This is a genomic window from Caballeronia sp. NK8 (assembly GCF_018408855.1).
Lineage (GTDB): Bacteria > Pseudomonadota > Gammaproteobacteria > Burkholderiales > Burkholderiaceae > Caballeronia.
Genome location: NZ_AP024322.1, coordinates 2,630,433 through 2,647,061 on the forward strand (window position 1 = coordinate 2,630,433; position 16,629 = coordinate 2,647,061).

General features: G+C 63.2%; 23 protein-coding genes. All 23 read right to left on the reverse strand.

What is annotated here, in order from left to right; genetic code table 11:
* Positions 1–3: 3 nt before the first annotated feature.
* The 23 genes from tatA to NK8_RS12620 all read right to left on the reverse strand — a co-directional run bounded on the left by tatA (position 4) and on the right by NK8_RS12620 (position 16,600).
* Entirely contained in the window at positions 4–240 is a 237-nt protein-coding gene (gene tatA, locus NK8_RS12510) for a Sec-independent protein translocase subunit TatA (protein ID WP_162066424.1), read from the reverse strand.
* A gap of 158 nt (positions 241–398) precedes the next feature.
* Positions 399–761: a histidine triad nucleotide-binding protein gene (locus NK8_RS12515; RefSeq protein WP_061180201.1), complete on the reverse strand. Its 363-nt coding sequence runs from the start codon at positions 759–761 to the stop codon at positions 399–401.
* 30 nt (positions 762–791) lie between these two features.
* Entirely contained in the window at positions 792–1,184 is a 393-nt protein-coding gene (locus tag NK8_RS12520; protein WP_213226535.1) for a hypothetical protein, read from the reverse strand.
* 33 nt (positions 1,185–1,217) lie between these two features.
* Positions 1,218–1,586, reverse strand: coding sequence for a phosphoribosyl-ATP diphosphatase (locus NK8_RS12525; protein ID WP_061180199.1), 369 nt, complete (start codon positions 1,584–1,586; stop codon positions 1,218–1,220).
* On the reverse strand, positions 1,583–1,975 hold the full coding sequence (gene hisI / locus NK8_RS12530; RefSeq protein ID WP_174258037.1) for a phosphoribosyl-AMP cyclohydrolase: 393 nt from the start codon (positions 1,973–1,975) through the stop codon (positions 1,583–1,585). The genes NK8_RS12525 and hisI overlap by 4 nt, the downstream gene beginning before the upstream one ends.
* 15 nt (positions 1,976–1,990) lie before the next feature.
* Positions 1,991–2,764, reverse strand: a complete 774-nt coding sequence (gene hisF / locus NK8_RS12535) for an imidazole glycerol phosphate synthase subunit HisF (RefSeq protein WP_213226536.1) — start codon at positions 2,762–2,764, stop codon at positions 1,991–1,993.
* A gap of 84 nt (positions 2,765–2,848) precedes the next feature.
* Positions 2,849–3,601, reverse strand: coding sequence for a 1-(5-phosphoribosyl)-5-[(5-phosphoribosylamino)methylideneamino]imidazole-4-carboxamide isomerase (gene hisA / locus NK8_RS12540; RefSeq protein ID WP_213226537.1), 753 nt, complete (start codon positions 3,599–3,601; stop codon positions 2,849–2,851).
* Positions 3,602–3,750: 149 nt separating this feature from the next.
* Positions 3,751–4,392, reverse strand: coding sequence for an imidazole glycerol phosphate synthase subunit HisH (hisH, locus tag NK8_RS12545; RefSeq protein WP_213226538.1), 642 nt, complete (start codon positions 4,390–4,392; stop codon positions 3,751–3,753).
* Entirely contained in the window at positions 4,389–5,009 is a 621-nt protein-coding gene (locus NK8_RS12550) for a MarC family protein (RefSeq protein ID WP_061180194.1), read from the reverse strand. The genes hisH and NK8_RS12550 overlap by 4 nt, the downstream gene beginning before the upstream one ends.
* A 40-nt stretch (positions 5,010–5,049) precedes the next feature.
* Positions 5,050–5,637 carry an imidazoleglycerol-phosphate dehydratase HisB gene (gene hisB / locus NK8_RS12555; protein WP_162066429.1) on the reverse strand — a complete coding sequence of 196 codons (588 nt, stop codon included), beginning with the start codon at positions 5,635–5,637 and terminating at the stop codon, positions 5,050–5,052.
* A gap of 32 nt (positions 5,638–5,669) precedes the next feature.
* Positions 5,670–6,743, reverse strand: coding sequence for a histidinol-phosphate transaminase (gene hisC, locus NK8_RS12560; RefSeq protein WP_213226539.1), 1,074 nt, complete (start codon positions 6,741–6,743; stop codon positions 5,670–5,672).
* Positions 6,744–6,815: 72 nt separating this feature from the next.
* A complete protein-coding gene (hisD, locus tag NK8_RS12565) occupies positions 6,816–8,138 on the reverse strand; it encodes a histidinol dehydrogenase (protein ID WP_213226540.1) in 1,323 nt (440 codons plus the stop codon).
* A 46-nt stretch (positions 8,139–8,184) separates the two neighbouring features.
* Positions 8,185–8,877, reverse strand: a complete 693-nt coding sequence (hisG, locus tag NK8_RS12570) for an ATP phosphoribosyltransferase (RefSeq protein WP_061180190.1) — start codon at positions 8,875–8,877, stop codon at positions 8,185–8,187.
* On the reverse strand, positions 8,874–10,145 hold the full coding sequence (gene murA / locus NK8_RS12575; protein WP_162066432.1) for a UDP-N-acetylglucosamine 1-carboxyvinyltransferase: 1,272 nt from the start codon (positions 10,143–10,145) through the stop codon (positions 8,874–8,876). The genes hisG and murA overlap by 4 nt, the downstream gene beginning before the upstream one ends.
* A 152-nt stretch (positions 10,146–10,297) precedes the next feature.
* Positions 10,298–10,537, reverse strand: a complete 240-nt coding sequence (locus tag NK8_RS12580) for a BolA family protein (protein WP_061180189.1) — start codon at positions 10,535–10,537, stop codon at positions 10,298–10,300.
* A 15-nt stretch (positions 10,538–10,552) separates the two neighbouring features.
* Entirely contained in the window at positions 10,553–11,308 is a 756-nt protein-coding gene (locus tag NK8_RS12585) for an ABC transporter permease (protein ID WP_213226541.1), read from the reverse strand.
* A complete protein-coding gene (locus tag NK8_RS12590) occupies positions 11,305–12,231 on the reverse strand; it encodes an ABC transporter ATP-binding protein (protein WP_162066434.1) in 927 nt (308 codons plus the stop codon). The genes NK8_RS12585 and NK8_RS12590 overlap by 4 nt, the downstream gene beginning before the upstream one ends.
* Positions 12,232–12,431: 200 nt before the next feature.
* Positions 12,432–12,719: a lipid asymmetry maintenance protein MlaB gene (locus NK8_RS12595; RefSeq protein ID WP_213226542.1), complete on the reverse strand. Its 288-nt coding sequence runs from the start codon at positions 12,717–12,719 to the stop codon at positions 12,432–12,434.
* Complete coding sequence (locus tag NK8_RS12600) at positions 12,716–13,345, reverse strand: phospholipid-binding protein MlaC (RefSeq protein WP_061180185.1); 630 nt, start codon at positions 13,343–13,345, stop codon at positions 12,716–12,718. Before NK8_RS12600 ends, NK8_RS12595 begins: the two co-directional genes overlap by 4 nt.
* Before the next feature lie 125 nt (positions 13,346–13,470).
* Positions 13,471–14,361 carry a VacJ family lipoprotein gene (locus NK8_RS12605; RefSeq protein ID WP_213226543.1) on the reverse strand — a complete coding sequence of 297 codons (891 nt, stop codon included), beginning with the start codon at positions 14,359–14,361 and terminating at the stop codon, positions 13,471–13,473.
* A 10-nt stretch (positions 14,362–14,371) separates the two neighbouring features.
* The gene (gene mlaD, locus NK8_RS12610) at positions 14,372–14,926 is read right to left on the reverse strand and encodes an outer membrane lipid asymmetry maintenance protein MlaD (RefSeq protein ID WP_213226544.1); all 555 of its coding nucleotides are present in this window, start codon (positions 14,924–14,926) and stop codon (positions 14,372–14,374) included.
* 94 nt (positions 14,927–15,020) lie between these two features.
* The gene (mlaE, locus tag NK8_RS12615; RefSeq protein WP_213226545.1) at positions 15,021–15,788 is read right to left on the reverse strand and encodes a lipid asymmetry maintenance ABC transporter permease subunit MlaE; all 768 of its coding nucleotides are present in this window, start codon (positions 15,786–15,788) and stop codon (positions 15,021–15,023) included.
* Positions 15,785–16,600 carry an ABC transporter ATP-binding protein gene (locus NK8_RS12620; RefSeq protein ID WP_162066439.1) on the reverse strand — a complete coding sequence of 272 codons (816 nt, stop codon included), beginning with the start codon at positions 16,598–16,600 and terminating at the stop codon, positions 15,785–15,787. The genes mlaE and NK8_RS12620 overlap by 4 nt, the downstream gene beginning before the upstream one ends.
* Positions 16,601–16,629 lie beyond the last annotated feature (29 nt).

Sequence of the window (16,629 nt, forward strand, 5' to 3'; positions counted from 1 at the left end):
TGATTAACGGTAGTCGCCCGAGCGGGACTTGTCCTTCGCCTCGACGTCCACCGCGCCGTTACGCGGCAGTTCGCGCTGATCGGCGGAATTGGCCGGCGTTTCGCCCTCGCGCATGCCTTCCTTGAAACCCTTGACCGCGCCGCCCAGATCGCCGCCGATGTTGCGCAACTTCTTCGTGCCGAAAACGAGCGCCACGATCAACAGAACGATCAACCAATGCCAAATGCTTAACGAACCCATGAATGAAAACTCTCCGTGATTCCGCCCCGATTTGGGTGCCGGGAACGGAAGATCGGCCTTTCGACCGCAGCCGAGGCAGACCGCCTCAGCGTCAACTATCGATTTTGCTCGCCCAATATTTCATTGGAAAGGAAAAAGCCGCAAACAAGGATCGCGACTTACCCCATTCGGCGCCACGGGCGCTCGCCGGCTAACAAATGCGCGTGGATGTGATAAACCTCCTGCCCGCCGCCCGGCCCGGTATTTATTACCGTGCGAAAACCGGTGTTCCCTCCCGTGTAGGAGACACCCAGATCTTTCGCCAAACGTCCGACGAGACTCACCATTCTACCAAGCAGCGGACTGTCACTTTCTGTGCAATGCGAAAGTGTTTCAATATGCTTGCGCGGGATGACCAGCACATGCACCGGCGCTGCGGGGTTGATGTCGTTGAAGGCGACGAATTCATCGTCCTCGTAGACCTTCGTGCTCGGAAGCTGCCCCGAGGCGATCTTGCAAAAAATGCAGTTGTCTTGACTCATGGAGTTGCCGGATTTTGTTATCGGTTGTGATCAGAACCACGCGCGCGGTTCGAGCGTCTTGTTCTCGTAGAGGAAGAGCCAGCCCTTGATGATGCGATAAAGCGTCCAGATCCAGGCCGCGCCGATGATAAGAAAGCCCAGCCCCAGCACCCATATCAGCGCGAAGCCGACGACATGCCCCAACAGCGACCACCAGAACGTGCGAATCTGCCAGGTGAAGTGATCTTCGTACGGCGTTCCGGCAGCATCGCTGCGTTTGACGTAGTTGAGGATGATCGCGACGAGCCCCGTCAAACCGCCGGAGAGCCAATACAGCGCATAGAGCGCGTAAAGGATATGCGTGAACGTACGCATGTTGCGCAGACGCTCGGGATCAGTCGAATGTTGAACGACAGGCGGATACGGTTCGTACGGCCGGTTCATGCTTGCTCTCCTTCGCGCGAAGCGAGATGCTCGTCAGCCGCCGTTTTGTTCGCGCTCGCGCGACTTGCGCAGCGCCTTCTCCTCGATGCCCGACAAACCTTCGCGACGTTCCAGTTCCGCGATCACGTCGGCGGGATTCAAGTCGAAATGCGACAGCATCACGAGACAATGAAACCACAAGTCGGCGACTTCACTGACGATCGCCTTCGGGGCGCCGCCATGACGCGCGTCTTTCGCAGCGAGCACGACTTCCGTCGCTTCCTCGCCGATCTTCTTCAGGACCGCGTCGTCACCTTTGTGAAAGAGTCGGGAAACGTAGGATTGTTCCGGATCGCCGCCCTTGCGGCTGTCGATGACGGAGGCGAGGCGCTGCAGCGTGTCGAGCGTGTTGGCTTGCGTCATTTGTAGATGCTTTCTGGGTCTTTCAGGACCGGCTCGACGGCGACCCACTCGCCGTTTTCCGCCGTGCCCTCGAATTTCTGGAAAAAACAGGAATGGCGGCCGGTATGACACGCGATGCCCGATACCTGCTCGACCTTCAGCAGCACGACGTCTTCGTCGCAATCGAGACGCACGTCGTGCACGTGCTGCACGTGGCCCGATTCCTCGCCCTTGAACCACAGGCGCTGGCGTGAGCGCGAGAAGTACACCGCGCGCTTCAGTTCGATGGTTTTCGCGAGCGCCTCGCGATTCATCCACGCGAACATGAGCACGTCGTTGGTCGACGCTTCCTGCGCGATCACCGGCACGAGACCGTGCGCGTCCCACTTCACCTTGTCCAGCCAGGTCATATGATCGCTCACGGCTTACGTCCTCACCGAAATGCCTTGCTCCGCCATGAAGCGCTTCGCCTCGCCGACGGTGTGCTCGCCGTAATGGAAGATGCTCGCGGCCAGCACCGCGTCCGCGTGACCTTCGACGATACCGTCCGCGAGATGCTGCAGCGAGCCGACGCCGCCCGACGCGATCACCGGCACCGGCACCGCGTCCGACACGGCGCGCGTCAGCGCGAGGTCGAAACCGGCTTTCGTGCCGTCGCGATCCATGCTGGTGAGCAGGATTTCGCCCGCGCCGTACTCGGCCATCTTGCGCGCCCATTCGATCGCGTCGATGCCGGTCGCCTTGCGGCCGCCGTGCGTGAACACTTCCCAGCGCGGCGTCTCGCCCTCGGCGGACACGCGCTTCGCGTCGATCGCGACGACGATGCATTGCGATCCGTGCTTGTCGGATGCGTCGCGCACGAGTTGCGGATTCGCGACCGCCGACGAGTTCATGCTGATCTTGTCGGCGCCAGCATTGAGCAGACGGCGAACGTCCTCGACCGCGCGCACGCCGCCGCCGACGGTCAGCGGAATGAACACCTGCGAGGCCACCGACTCGATGATCGGCAGAATCAGATCGCGTTGATCGGAGGTCGCGGTGATGTCGAGAAACGTGAGTTCGTCGGCGCCCTGATCGTCGTAGCGCCGCGCGATTTCGACGGGATCGCCCGCGTCGCGCAGTTCGACGAAGTTGACGCCTTTCACGACGCGGCCAGCGGTCACGTCGAGACAGGGAATGATGCGTTTTGCGAGAGCCATGTCCTTGCCACTACTGATTCGGTACGAAATGAGGGCGGCCGAAGCCGCCCGCGTGCTTCTCAGGGGCGCTCGCGCCGCGCTGAACTACGCGCCGTCGGGTTCGCGCAGCGCGTCGGCGCGGGTCTGGGCAGCCTTGAAATCGAGATCTCCGGAGTAGATCGCGCGGCCGCAGATGACGCCTTCGACGCCGTCATCCTCGACCTCGCAGAGCGACTCGATGTCCGCGATGCTCGACAGCCCGCCGCTCGCGATCACCGGAATCTTCACCGCCTGGGCGAGACGCACGGTCGCGTCGATGTTGATGCCCTGAAGCATCCCGTCGCGGCCGATGTCCGTGTAGATGATCGATTCGCAGCCGTAGTCCTCGAACTTGCGGGCGAGATCGACGACTTCGTGACCGGTCAGCTTGCTCCAGCCGTCGGTGGCCACCTTGCCGTCTTTCGCATCCAGCCCGACGATGATGTGCCCCCCAAACGCGCTGCACGCATCGCGCAGGAAACCGGGGTTCTTCACCGCCGCGGTGCCGATGATCACGTAGGCGAGGCCATCGTCCAGATAGCGTTCGATGGTTTCCAGATCGCGGATGCCGCCGCCGAGTTGCACGGGAATCTCCGTGCCGACTTCGTCGATGATCGCGCGGATCGCGTCGCCGTTCCTCGGTTTGCCGGCGAACGCGCCGTTCAGATCGACGAGATGCAGCCGTCGCGCGCCGCGATCGACCCAATGTCGGGCCATTGCCGCCGGATCTTCTGAAAAAATGGTCGCCTGGTCCATATCGCCTTGCTTGAGGCGCACGCACTGACCGTCCTTAAGATCGATGGCCGGAATGAGCAGCATAGGTATCGCGTATTTTCTGGGTGAAGTTGATCAAAACGGCCCGCGTGCGGTTTTCATGCCTTTCGCGAGCCGTCTCGCTAGTGTAGTACAAGTCTTGCAACGGTCATGCGCCCGTAGTAATAGGCGAAAACGCTAGCGTGCGCGCCATTTCACGGGTTCCAGTGCACGAAATTCCGGTACAGGCGCAAACCGGCGTCCGCGCTCTTTTCCGGGTGAAACTGGGTCGCGAAGATATTGTCGCGCGCGACCGCCGACGTAAATGCGCTGCCGTACATCGTTTCGCCGGATGTATGCGCCGGATTGTCCGGCACGACGTAATAGCTGTGGACGAAGTAGAAGAACGCGCCGTCCGCGACGCCGTCCCAGAGCGGATGCGCCTGCGTCTGACGGACGCGGTTCCAGCCCATTTGCGGCACCTTGAAGCGCGAGCCGTCGTCCTGCAGGAGGCCGTCGAGCTGGAAGCGCACGACCTTGCCCGGCAACAGCCCCAGGCCCTTCGTATCGCCTTCCTCGCTCCAGTCGAACAACATCTGCTCGCCGACGCACACGCCGAGCATCGGCTTCTCGCGCGCCGCCTGCATCACCGCTTCCTGCAGCCCGGATTCGGCCAGATGCGCCATGCAGTCGCGCATCGCGCCCTGGCCCGGCAGCACGACGCGATCCGCCGCATGGATGCCTTGCGGCTGGTCGACGATCGCCACGTTCGCCTCGGGCGCGGCCTTCTTCAGCGCCTGATACACCGAGCGCAGGTTGCCCATTCCGTAATCAACAATCGCAATCGAAGTAGTCATTTCAAAGATGGCATCAAGGCCTTCAAGCCGTTGACGATGAACTCCACCGCCAACGCGGACAACATCAAACCCATGAGACGCGTGCCGATATTGATTCCGGTGCGCCCGACCACGCGCGCGATCGGCTCGGCGAGATTCAGCGCGCCGAAACACAGCCCCGCGATGATCGCGCCCAGCAAGACGAGGCCGAAGCGGTCGTACCAGTGCTGCGCATTGGCAGCATAGACGATCACCGTGCTGATCGAGCCGGGGCCGGTGAGCAGCGGAATCGCGAGCGGCACGACCGCGATGCTGTTGCGCTCCTCGGCTTCCATGCGTTCTTCCGGCGTCGAGCGCGCGTTGCCGACTTGCGCGTTCAACATGCTGATCGCCATGAGCAGCATGATGATGCCGCCGCCCACTTCGAACGAACCGACCGAAATACCGAAGAACGCGATGATCTGCTGCCCGAGCAGCGCCGTCACCGCGATCACGCAGAACACCGAAATGGACGCGACGCGAATCGTGTTGCGTCTTTCGATGTCGGATTGCTGCGCGGTCAGGCTCAAAAAAAACGGTATCGCGCCGATCGGATTGATCAGCGCGAGCAACGATATGAACGACTTGAACAGATCCATCGTGTTTTCGACGCTCGCGCGCCGAAGCGGCGTGAGTCGATCAGAGGCTGCCCTTGGTCGACGGAATCTGCCCCGCCGCGCGTTCGTCCATTTCGACGGCCATGCGCAGCGCGCGGCCGAACGCCTTGAACACGGTTTCGACCTGATGGTGCGCGTTGATGCCGCGCAGGTTGTCGATGTGCAGCGTCACGCCTGCGTGATTCACGAAGCCGCGGAAGAACTCGATGGTGAGATCGACGTCGAACGTGCCGATGCGCGCACGCGTGAACGGCACATGGAATTCGAGGCCCGGACGGCCCGAAAAATCGATCACGACGCGCGACAGCGCTTCGTCGAGCGGCACGTATGAATGCCCGTAGCGGCGAATGCCCTTGCGGTCGCCGATCGCCTTCGCCACAGCTTGCCCGAGCGTGATGCCGGTATCTTCGACGGTATGGTGATCGTCGATATGGAGGTCGCCATGCGCTTCGATTTCCAGGTCGAACAGCCCGTGACGGGCGATCTGGTCGAGCATGTGATCGAGGAACGGGACGCCGGTGGCGAGCTTCTGCTTGCCGGTGCCGTCCAGATCGAGCTTCACACGGATCTGCGTTTCGCTGGTGTTGCGAACGACTTCCGCAAGGCGCATGGTGATTCCTTGAGACTTTCGAAGAGTGAGGTTTAGTTTGGCGCGAGCTTTCTCAGCGCCTCGACCAGGTGTGCGTTTTCTGCGGCCGTTCCGACCGTCAAACGCACGCAATTGGCCAGCAACGGATGCATTTTACCCACGTTTTTGATCAAAACCCGCGAAGTCAGAAGGGTTTCGAAAGCGACGGCGGCGTCCGGCACGCGCACGAGCAGGAAATTTCCCGCGCTCGGATAAACCGTCATGCCGGGCAATGCGGCGACTTCCTGCGCGAGCGCGGCGCGCTGCGCGCGCAGATCGGCGGCCTGGGCGTCGAGCACATCGAGGTGATCGAGCAGGAAATCGACGGTGGCCTGCGTCAGCACGTTGATGTTGTACGGCGGGCGCACCTTGTCGAACTGCATCATCCATTGGGGGCGCCCGGCCATGTAGCCGAGGCGGATGCCCGCGAGTCCCAGCTTCGACACCGTGCGCATCACGACGACGTTGTCGAAGTCCGCCGCGCGCGGCATCCAGCTTTTTTCGGCGAACGGCTGATACGCCTCGTCGATCACGACGAGGCTTTTGCCCGCCGCGGCGATCACGCGTTCCATATCCGCGTCGTCGTAGAGCGTGCCGGTCGGATTGTTCGGGTACGCGAGATAGACGAGCGCGGGCGCGTGTTCCTCGATGGCGGCGATCAGCGCGTCGGCGTCGAGCGTGAAGTCCGGCTTCAGCGGCACGCCGATGAACTCGAGATGCGCGAATTTCGCCGACATCTCGTACATCACGAAACCCGGCACAGGAGCGACGACCTTCGCGCCTGGCTTCGAGCACGCGACCGACATCATGCTGATCAGCTCGTCCGAGCCGTTGCCGAGCAGGACGTCGCAGGCGGCGGGAACGTTCATCGCGCGCTTGATCTTCGCGAGCAGATCCGCGGGACGCGGCGCCGGATAGCGATTCAACGCGACGCCCGCGAGATGCGCGCCGAGTCGTTCGGCGAGATCGGCGGGCAAGGTGTAGGGATTTTCCATCGCGTCGAGCTTGATCAGACCCGTGGCGTCGGGCACGGGATAGCTGGTCATCGCGAGGATGTCGGGACGAATGATGTCTTGTGCTGTCGTCATGATTTCCCGGCGTCTCTCTCGCCGGTCAGGCGGCGGCTCTCAGGCCGCCTCGGTCATTCGGGTCGGCCTGATTCAGCCGATGTTTTTCATTCGATATTCGGCGCTCTTCGCATGCGCCTGCAAGCCTTCGCCGTACGCCAGCTCCGCCGCGATTTCGCCGAGCGTCTGCGCGCCGTCCGCGCTCACTTCGATCACGCTCGAACGCTTCATGAAATCGTACACGCCGAGCGGCGACGAAAAGCGCGCGGTGCGCGAGGTCGGCAGCACGTGATTCGGACCGGCGCAGTAGTCGCCGAGGCTTTCGCTCGTGTAGCGGCCGAGGAACATCGCGCCTGCGTTGTGGATTTGCGCGGCCCACTGATGCGGATCGAGCGCGGAAATCTCCAGATGCTCCGGCGCGATGTCGTTCGCGATGGCGCACGCTTCGCTCATGTCCTTCACCTTGATGAGCGCGCCGCGGTCTTCGAGCGAACGCTGGATGACGTCGCGGCGCGGCATCGAAGGAAGCAGTTCGACGATCGCATCCTCGACGCGCTGGATGAAGTTGTCGTCCGGGCACAGCAGAATGGATTGCGCGAGCTCGTCGTGCTCGGCTTGCGAGAAAAGGTCCATCGCGACCCAGCGCGGATCGGTGGTCGCATCGCAAATGACGAGAATTTCGGACGGCCCCGCGATCATGTCGATGCCCACCGTCCCGAACACGCGACGCTTCGCCGACGCGACATACGCATTGCCCGGACCGCAGATCTTGTCGACCGCGGGCACGCTTTGGGTGCCGTACGCGAGCGCGCCGATCGCCTGCGCGCCGCCGATCGTGAACACGCGGTCCACGCCGCCGAGCAGCGCCGCCGCGAGCACGAGCGGATTTTTCACGCCGTCGGGCGTCGGCACGACCATCACGATTTCCTTCACGCCCGCGACGCGCGCCGGAATCGCGTTCATCAGCACCGACGACGGATACGCCGCCTTGCCGCCCGGTACATAGATGCCCGCGCGTTCGAGCGGGGTGACTCTCTGGCCGAGCACGGTGCCGTCGGCTTCGGTGTATTGCCAGCTATGACTGCCGCATTCGATGCGCTGCTTCTCGTGATAGCCGCGCACGCGCGCCGCCGCCGCTTCGAGCGCCGCGCGCCGCTTCGGTTCGAGCCCTTCGAGCGCGGCTTCCATTTCGGACAGCGGCAATTCGAGCGCCGCGACGCTTTCCGCCTTCAGGCGATCGAACTTGTTGGTGTACTCGAGCACGGCCTGATCGCCGCGCGCCTTCACATCCGCGAGAATCTGCGCGACCGAGCGCTCGATCGCTTCGTCCTCGCTCGCTTCGAACGCGAGCACCGCACGCAGCGCCTTCTGAAAACCATCGGCGCTGGAATCGAGTTTGCGAATCTTGATAGACATGCTGGTTTTCCGTTTTGCTGATGGCGCGCCGCAGCGTGCGGCTCGCCTAATTTCCGGTTGCCGCCGTGGCGCGCTCGAAAGCATCGAGGTAGGGCTTGAGCGCCGCGCGCTTCAACTTGAGCGCCGCCTGATTCACGACGAGGCGCGACGAAATCTGCATGATCTCTTCGACCTCGACGAGGTTGTTCGCCCGCAACGTGCCGCCCGAGCTGACCAGATCGACGATCGCATCCGCGAGCCCGACGAGCGGCGCGAGCTCCATCGAACCGTACAGCTTGATCAGATCGACGTGCACGCCCTTCGACGCGAAATGCTGACGCGCGGTCTCGGTGTACTTTGTCGCGACGCGCAGACGCGCGCCCTGGCGCACCGCGTTCGCGTAATCGAAGCCGGCTTTCACGGCCACCGACATGCGGCAACGCGCGATGTCCAGATCGACCGGCTGATACAGACCGCCGCCGCCATGCTCGATCAGCACGTCCTTGCCCGCGACGCCGAAATCCGCCGCGCCGTATTCGACGTAGGTCGGAACATCGGTCGCGCGCACGATGATCACGCGCAGGTTCGGGTTCGTGGTCGGCAGAATCAGCTTGCGCGAGCTTTCCGGGTCTTCCGCCACCTGCACGCCGGCGGCGGCGAGCAGCGGCAGCGTTTCCTCGAAGATACGCCCTTTCGACAGAGCGAGCGTGAGGGGCGCGCTCGGCTCGACCGACGACGACGTCTGCGGGAGCGAGCTCATTGCTCGCTCCCGCTGCCCTTGATGCGGCGCACGTTCGCGCCGACGGCCGTCAGCTTCGATTCCATGCGGTCGTAGCCGCGATCCAGATGATAGATGCGGTCGATCAGCGTCTCGCCGTCCGCGCACATCGCCGCGATCACGAGGCTCGCCGACGCGCGCAGATCGGTCGCCATGACCTTCGCGCCAGACAGCTTCTCGACGCCGGACACGAGCGCCGTATTGCCGTCGATGGTGATGCTCGCGCCGAGACGGTTCAGCTCCTGCACGTGCATGAAGCGGTTCTCGAAGATCGTCTCGACGACCTGCGACGTGCCATTCGCGATCGTATTGAGCGCCATGAATTGCGCCTGCATGTCGGTCGGGAACGCCGGATATTCGGACGTGCGGATGCTCACCGCGCTGGCGCGCTTCGCCATACGCACGCGCATCCAGTCGTCGCCTTCCTCGATGGACACGCCGGCTTCGCGCAGTTTGGCCGTGACGGCGTCGAGCAGATGCGAGCTCACGCGCCGCAGCGTGACATCGCCGCCGGCGGCCGCGACCGCGCACAGGAACGTGCCCGCTTCGATGCGGTCCGGCACGACGTCGTGCTTCGCGCCATGCAGCTTGTCGACGCCCTGAATCACGAGCCGGTCCGTGCCGATGCCGTCGATCTTCGCGCCCATCTTCACGAGCAGGTGCGCGAGATCGCTCACTTCCGGTTCGCGCGCGGCGTTCTCGATCACGGTCTCGCCTTCGGCCAGCACCGCCGCCATCAGCAGGTTCTCGGTGCCGGTGACGGTGATCATGTCGGTGATGATGCGCGCGCCCTTCAGACGCTTCGCGCGCGCTTCGATGAAACCGTGCTCGATGTTGATCTCGGCGCCCATCGCCTGCAGGCCCTTGATGTGCTGATCGACCGGACGCGCGCCGATCGCGCAGCCGCCGGGCAGCGACACCTTCGCCTCGCCGAATCGCGCCACGAGCGGCCCGAGCACGAGAATCGACGCGCGCATCGTCTTCACCATTTCATACGGCGCGATGAGCTGGTCGACTTTCGATGCATTGAGGCTCACGCGACCGTCGCTCGCGACTTCCGACTGCACGCCCATCTGGCGCAGCAGCTTCAACATCGTGCGAACGTCCTGCAGATTCGGCACGTTCGACAGATGCATGTCGTCGGCGGTGAGAAGGGTCGAGCACAGAATCGGCAGAGCCGCGTTCTTCGCGCCCGATACGGTGATTTCGCCGGAGAGCTTCGCGCCCCCCGTGATGACCAGTTTGTCCATTGCTTGTCCTTCGACCGAGCTTCCTGCTGCGGAGCCGTTCTCGGCGCCGCGGTTGTCTTGAATGAATCGCACGCTTTACTGCCTTTGTCTGCCGGTGATGCCGGTATTGCTTGGGTTGAGTCGTATGACCTGATTGGCTTCGCCGGGTGGACTCAGGCCGTTTTCCACTCGTCGGGGGTGAGGGTCTTCATGCTGAGCGCATGAATCTCCTCGCGCATGCGCTCGCCGAGCGCCGCATAAACCAGTTGATGACGCGCGATCAGCCGCTTGCCGACGAACGCATCGCTCACGATGGTCGCGAAAAAGTGCTGGCCGTCGCCTTCCACTTCGAGATGCTGGCAGGACAAGCCGCCAGCGATGTAGTCCTTCACCTGCTCCGGAGTCGGCAACATGGAAGTCTCCTTGAATTAGTGACGCAGCTTGTAGCCGCTCGCGAGCAATCGCACGGCGATCAGCGCCAGCACGGCGAGAAATCCGCCGACGATGCCGAGGCTCACCAGCGGATCGACGTCGGACAGGCCGAAGAAGCCGTAACGGAAGCCGTCGATCATGTAGAAGAACGGATTCAGATGCGACACCGCGCGCCACAGCGGCGGCAGCGTATGAGTCGAGTAGAACACGCCGGAAAGAAACGTGAGCGGCATGATCAGGAAGTTCTGGAACGCGGCGAGTTGATCGAACTTGTCGGCCCAGATGCCCGCGATCAGACCCAGCGTGCCGAGAATGCCCGAACCGAGGATCGCGAACGCAATGATGTAGAACGGCGCCGAAAAAGACATCGGGATGAACCATATCGTCACGATGAACACGCCGAGGCCCACGCACAGCCCGCGCACGACCGACGCCAGCACATACGCAAAGAACATTTCCCAATGCGCGATCGGCGGCAGCAGCACGAACACGAGGTTGCCGGTGATCTTCGACTGGATCAGCGACGACGAACTGTTCGCGAACGCGTTCTGCAGCACGCTCATCATCACGAGGCCGGGCACGAGAAAGCTCGTGTAGCCGACGCCCGGATACACCTGCACATGCCCCGACAGCGCGTGACCGAAGATGGTCAGATACAGCAGCGCCGTGACGACCGGCGCGAGCACGGTCTGAAACGAAACCTTCCAGAAGCGCAGCAGCTCCTTGTAGAACAACGTCTGGAAACCGCTCATGAAAGTCCCTCGACCACTTCCGGCTCGTTCATCACCTGCACGAACACGTCTTCCAGATCGGCCTTGCGCACTTCGATTTCATCGAACGTGCAGCCCGCCGTGCGGCATTTCGCGAGAATCGGCTCGACTTCGTCGTAGCTCGCGAGACGCAGCAGATGCTGCGTGCCCGACACCGCGTGCGGATCGACTTCGAGTGCGCGCAACTCGGCAGGCAACGCACCGTTCGACAGACGCAGATACAACTGCATGCCCGAAAAGCGCTGCAACAGCGTGCTGGTGCGCTCCAGCGCAACCACTTCACCGCGACGAAGCATCGCCAGCCGGTGGCACAGCGATTCGGCTTCTTCGAGATAGTGCGTCGTGAGCACGATCGTGTGGCCTTCGCGATTCAGGCGCGAGATGAACTTCCACAGCGTCTGGCGCAATTCGACATCGACGCCGGCCGTGGGCTCGTCGAGCACGATCACCGGCGGACGATGCACGAGCGCCTGAGCTACGAGCACGCGGCGCTTCATCCCGCCCGACAGCGCGCGCGTGTTGACGTCGGCCTTCTCGGTGAGATCGAGATTGGCCATGACCTCATCGATCCAGTCGTCGTTGTTGCGCAAGCCGAAGTAGCCGGATTGAATCCGGAGCGACTCGCGCACGGTGAAGAACGGATCGAACACCAGTTCCTGCGGCACGACGCCGAGCGCCCGCCGCGCCGCCCGGAAGTCGCTGACGACATCGTGGCCGCGCACGGTGATGGTGCCGCTATCGGCGCGGGCCAGACCGGCCAGAATGCTGATCAACGTGGTCTTGCCCGCGCCGTTGGGACCGAGCAAGCCGAAGAACTCGCCCTCTTCCACCGTGAGGCTCACGCCTTTGAGCGCCTGGAGATCCTTGTAGCGCTTCCTGACGTTTCGGATTTCTATGGCTGACATGTGGACAGTGCGCGCCTGACACGGCCGCGCCTCGATTGTGCGGATTCGCTTGACGGACCCGGACTCAGACAAAAAGGGCCGGGTACAGGCCCGAAAAAAACGTTTGATTATAGGGCAAAGCGGCTGGGGCCGACTTCGGAGCGATCCTGATTGCGGCAGCGAAGCGTGCTGCCGCGATTCTGCGCGGAGTCAGAACAGGATCAATGTCGGAACGAGAGGAGCGTATCGACGCCGTAGGCGCGCGCAAGACTCACGAGCCCGGAAGGAAGGTTGACGACGCCCAGTGCGGCGCCGCGCGCGGACGCTGCGCGTTGCCATGCGAGCAGCACGGCGAGCGCGGAGGAATCGAACTGCGTGAGCGGTGCGCAATCGACTTCGGTCGCGCCAGCTGCGATGCGCGACAGACCCGAATCGAGCGCGGCCTTCGCGCTCTCGTGGGTCAGCGTTGCGGCCGTCTGGAAACGGCCGCCCGTGGCTGGCGTGCTCACGATGCCTTGCCGCCCGCGAGTTGCTGGTTACGTTGCGTCAGGAACTGCAGCAGACCGCCCACGCCGTTCTGCGAGATCTGCTCGTTGAACTGCTGTTGATACGCCTGAATGAGCCACGCGCCGAGCACGTTGATGTCGTACACGCGCCAGCCTTGCGCCGTCTTGTACAGACGATAGTCGAGTTCGACCGGCGAGCCGTTGTTCATCACGACCGAGCGGACCACGACGTCGGTGTCGTCCGGATTCGCGCGGAACGGCTTGTACTGAACCGTCTGGTTGCGCACTTGCGCGAGCGCGCCCGAGTACGTGCGGATCAGCAGCATCTTGAACTGCTCGACGATCTGCTTCTGCTGCTCCGGCGTCGCCGAATTCCAGTTGCGGCCCATCACCAGGCGCGTCGTGCGCGTGAAATCCGTGTACGGCAGGATCTTCTGGTTGACGAGTTCGGTGATCTTGTTGATATCGCCCGATTGAATCTTCGGGTCCGACTTGATTTCGTCGAGGACTTGCTGCGTCACCGTCTTGATCAGCACGTCGGGCGCGCTCGAGTCGACGCTTTGCGCCGACGCCGCGCCGCAGACCGCCATGAACATCGCGAAGAGGGGGAGAAGCAAAAGTTTTTTCATCACAGATCCTGCAAAAGTAAATGGCTTCGGTTTGAGCGTGCGGCCTGAACCGAGTTCAGGCCGCACAGCGTTCAAATCGTAAGAAATGACGTTAGATATGTTACCGCGCGTTAGGGAAATCCCGCTCAACGCAAGCGGAATGAAGGGAAACCCGCCGGCGGAACGTACTGATTGCCCGGCACCGTGTTGCTGGGCCCACTTGCGGGAGCAGGCGCAGCGGCCGTGCCCGATGCCGGCGCGGCGGCTGTGGCCGATGCCCCGTCCGCAGGGGCCGCGCCTTCGGTATCGCCATAGTTCGGCAACGGCGCTTCGCCGTAATCCGGCGCATCATTCTCGCCGCCGGAGATCAGATACTGACGGCGTTGCAGGTACGCGTTGCGTACGAACGAATATTTGTCGAGCGCGGCGTCGGCGAGCACGTCAGTCGCGCCCAGCAGATTCGCGCGCACATTGATGAGGTTCACGCCATACAGCGCCCAGCTCACCGAATCCGGGCTCACATAGGTGAGCGGATTGCCGAAATAGTCGACGACAAGGCCAGCGGAATCCCGCACGGTGCTCGGCCCGAGCAGCGGCAGCACGACATACGGGCCGGACGGCATGCCATAGTGGCCGAGCGTCAGGCCGAAATCACCGGCGTGCTTCGGCAGCTTCGCGATGGTCGCGACGTCGAACAGACCGCCGACGCCGAACACCGTATTGATCGCGACACGCATGATGTCCGACACGCCGTCCGCGATCTTCAACTGCAGCAGGTTGTTCGCGGCGATATACACGTCGCCGATATTCGAGAAGAAGTTGGTCACGCTGTTGCGCACCGGCTCCGGCACCGCCCAGACATAACCCTTCGCCACCGGCTTGAACGCGTATTGATCGACGGTATCGTTGATCGTGAACATCGTCCGGTTGTAGCTCTCGAACGGGTCTCCCTTGGTCGGCGTCGTCACCGTCGCGCAACCGACGAGCGCCATGGCGCTCGCCCCGATGATCGCGCGCCGCATCACCATCGCCTGCATGTTCTTCTCCTTATTGAGCCGCGCCCGACGCGCCCATCGCGCTCGCCGCGCCGGGGAAAGCCGGTGCGGGCGCGGGCGCTGCCGGCGCCGCCGATGATTTCGAGGCGCCGGAATCCGCCGCCTTGTTGTAGAGGAACTGGCCGATCAGGTTCTCGAGCACCACGGCCGATTGCGTCATCGTGATGGTGTCGCCGTTCTTCAACATCTGGTCGTCGCCGCCCGGTTCGAGGCCGATGTACTGCTCGCCGAGCAGGCCCGAGGTCAGGATCTTCGCGGACGAGTCCATCGGAAACTGATACTGCTTGTCGATATCGATCGTCACGACGGCCTGGTACGTGTTCGCATCGAAGCCGATGCCGCCGACACGCCCGACCGTCACGCCCGCGCTCTTGACGGGCGCGCGCGCCTTGAGGCCGCCGATGTTGTCGAACTTGAGTTTCACCGCGTAAGTTGGCTGAAACGACAGTGAGCTCATGTTGCCCGCCTTCAGCGCGAGAAACAGCAGCGCCACGAAGCCGAGCACCACGAAGAGGCCGACCCAAAAGTCGAGAGCAGTCTTTTTCATCGTCTTCCCAAAGAGAATCTTTTCGCAGATGGCGCGTGATGGTCTGTGCCCTTCACAACGCCCGCGCCATTGCCCGGCGCCTGCGCTTGGTCCATTAGCTGAACATCAGTGCGGTCAGCAGGAAATCGAGCCCGAGTACGGCGAGCGACGCGTACACGACGGTTTTCGTCGTCGCGCGCGACACGCCTTCCGGCGTTGGTCTTGCCTCGTAGCCCTGAAACAACGCGATGAACGTCACCGCGAAGCCGAACACGATGCTCTTGACGACGCCGTTGCCGACATCGCGCCACACGTCCACGCCACCTTGCATCTGCGACCAGAACGCGCCGGGATCGACGCCGATCAGTATCACGCCGACGACATAGCCGCCGACGATGCCGACCGCGCTGAAAATGGCCGCCAGCACCGGCATGGCGATGATGCCCGCCCACATGCGCGGCGCGACAACCACTTTCAGCGGATCGACCGCCATCATTTCCATCGCGGTGAGCTGTTCGCCCGCCTTCATCAGCCCGATTTCGGCGGTGAGCGAAGTGCCCGCGCGCCCCGCGAACAGCAGCGCCGTCACGACCGGGCCCAGTTCGCGTGTGAGCGACAACGCGACGAGCAGGCCGAGCGCCTGTTCCGAGCCGTAGCGGCTCAGCGTGTAATAGCCCTGCAAGCCGAGCACGAATCCGACGAACAGCCCCGACACCGCGATGATGACGAGCGAATAATTGCCGACGAAGTGGATCTGTTTCGTGACGAGGCGCGGCCGGCGCAACAGCGAAAAGAATTCGAGCACGAGGCGCACGAACATGCGCGTCGCGTAGCCCGCGGTGCCGAAACCGTCGAGCACCCAGCGTCCGAGCGCGCTGATCATGCCTGCCCTCCGATGCCGAAATCCGCGCCGAGCGGCGTGCTCGCGTAGTGGAACTTGAACGGGCCGTCCGGCGTGCCGTCGATGAACTGGCGCACGGTCGGGTCCTGCGATGCGCGCAGTTCCGCCGGCGTGCCTTCGGCGTGGATGCCGCCGTTGGCGATGAAATACACGTAGTCCGCGATCGCGAACGATTCGGGCACGTCGTGCGTCACGAGAATGGAGGTCGCGCCGAGCGCGTCGTTGATCGTGCGGATGAGCTTCGCGGTGATGCCGAGCGAAATGGGATCGAGGCCGGCGAAGGGCTCGTCGTACATCATCAGTTGGGGATCCAGCGCGATTGCGCGGGCGAGCGCCACGCGGCGCGCCATGCCGCCGGAAATCTCCGACGGCGCGAGATCGCGCGCGCCGCGCAGGCCGACGGCGTTGAGCTTCATCAGCACGAGATCGCGGATCAGCGCTTCGGGAAGATCGGTGTGCTCGCGCAGCGGGAAGGCCACGTTCTCGAACACGGTCTGGTCGGTGAAAAGCGCGCCGAACTGGAACAGCATGCCCATCTTGCGACGCAGCGCGTACAGACCCTCGCGCGTTTGCGCGCCGACGTCCTGTCCGCCGAACATCACCTGACCGCGGCTCGCCTTCACGAGGCCGCCGATCAGACGCAAGGTCGTGGTCTTGCCGCAGCCGGAGCCGCCCATGACCGCGACCACCTGCCCACGCGTGAAACGCATGTTCAGGTCCGACAGAATGAGCCGGTCGCCGTAGCCAAAATCGACGTCGCGTAGCTCTAACAGAGTCTCGGAAGAGGCAGGCACTGGATAGGAGATTCCGTAGACGCAAAACG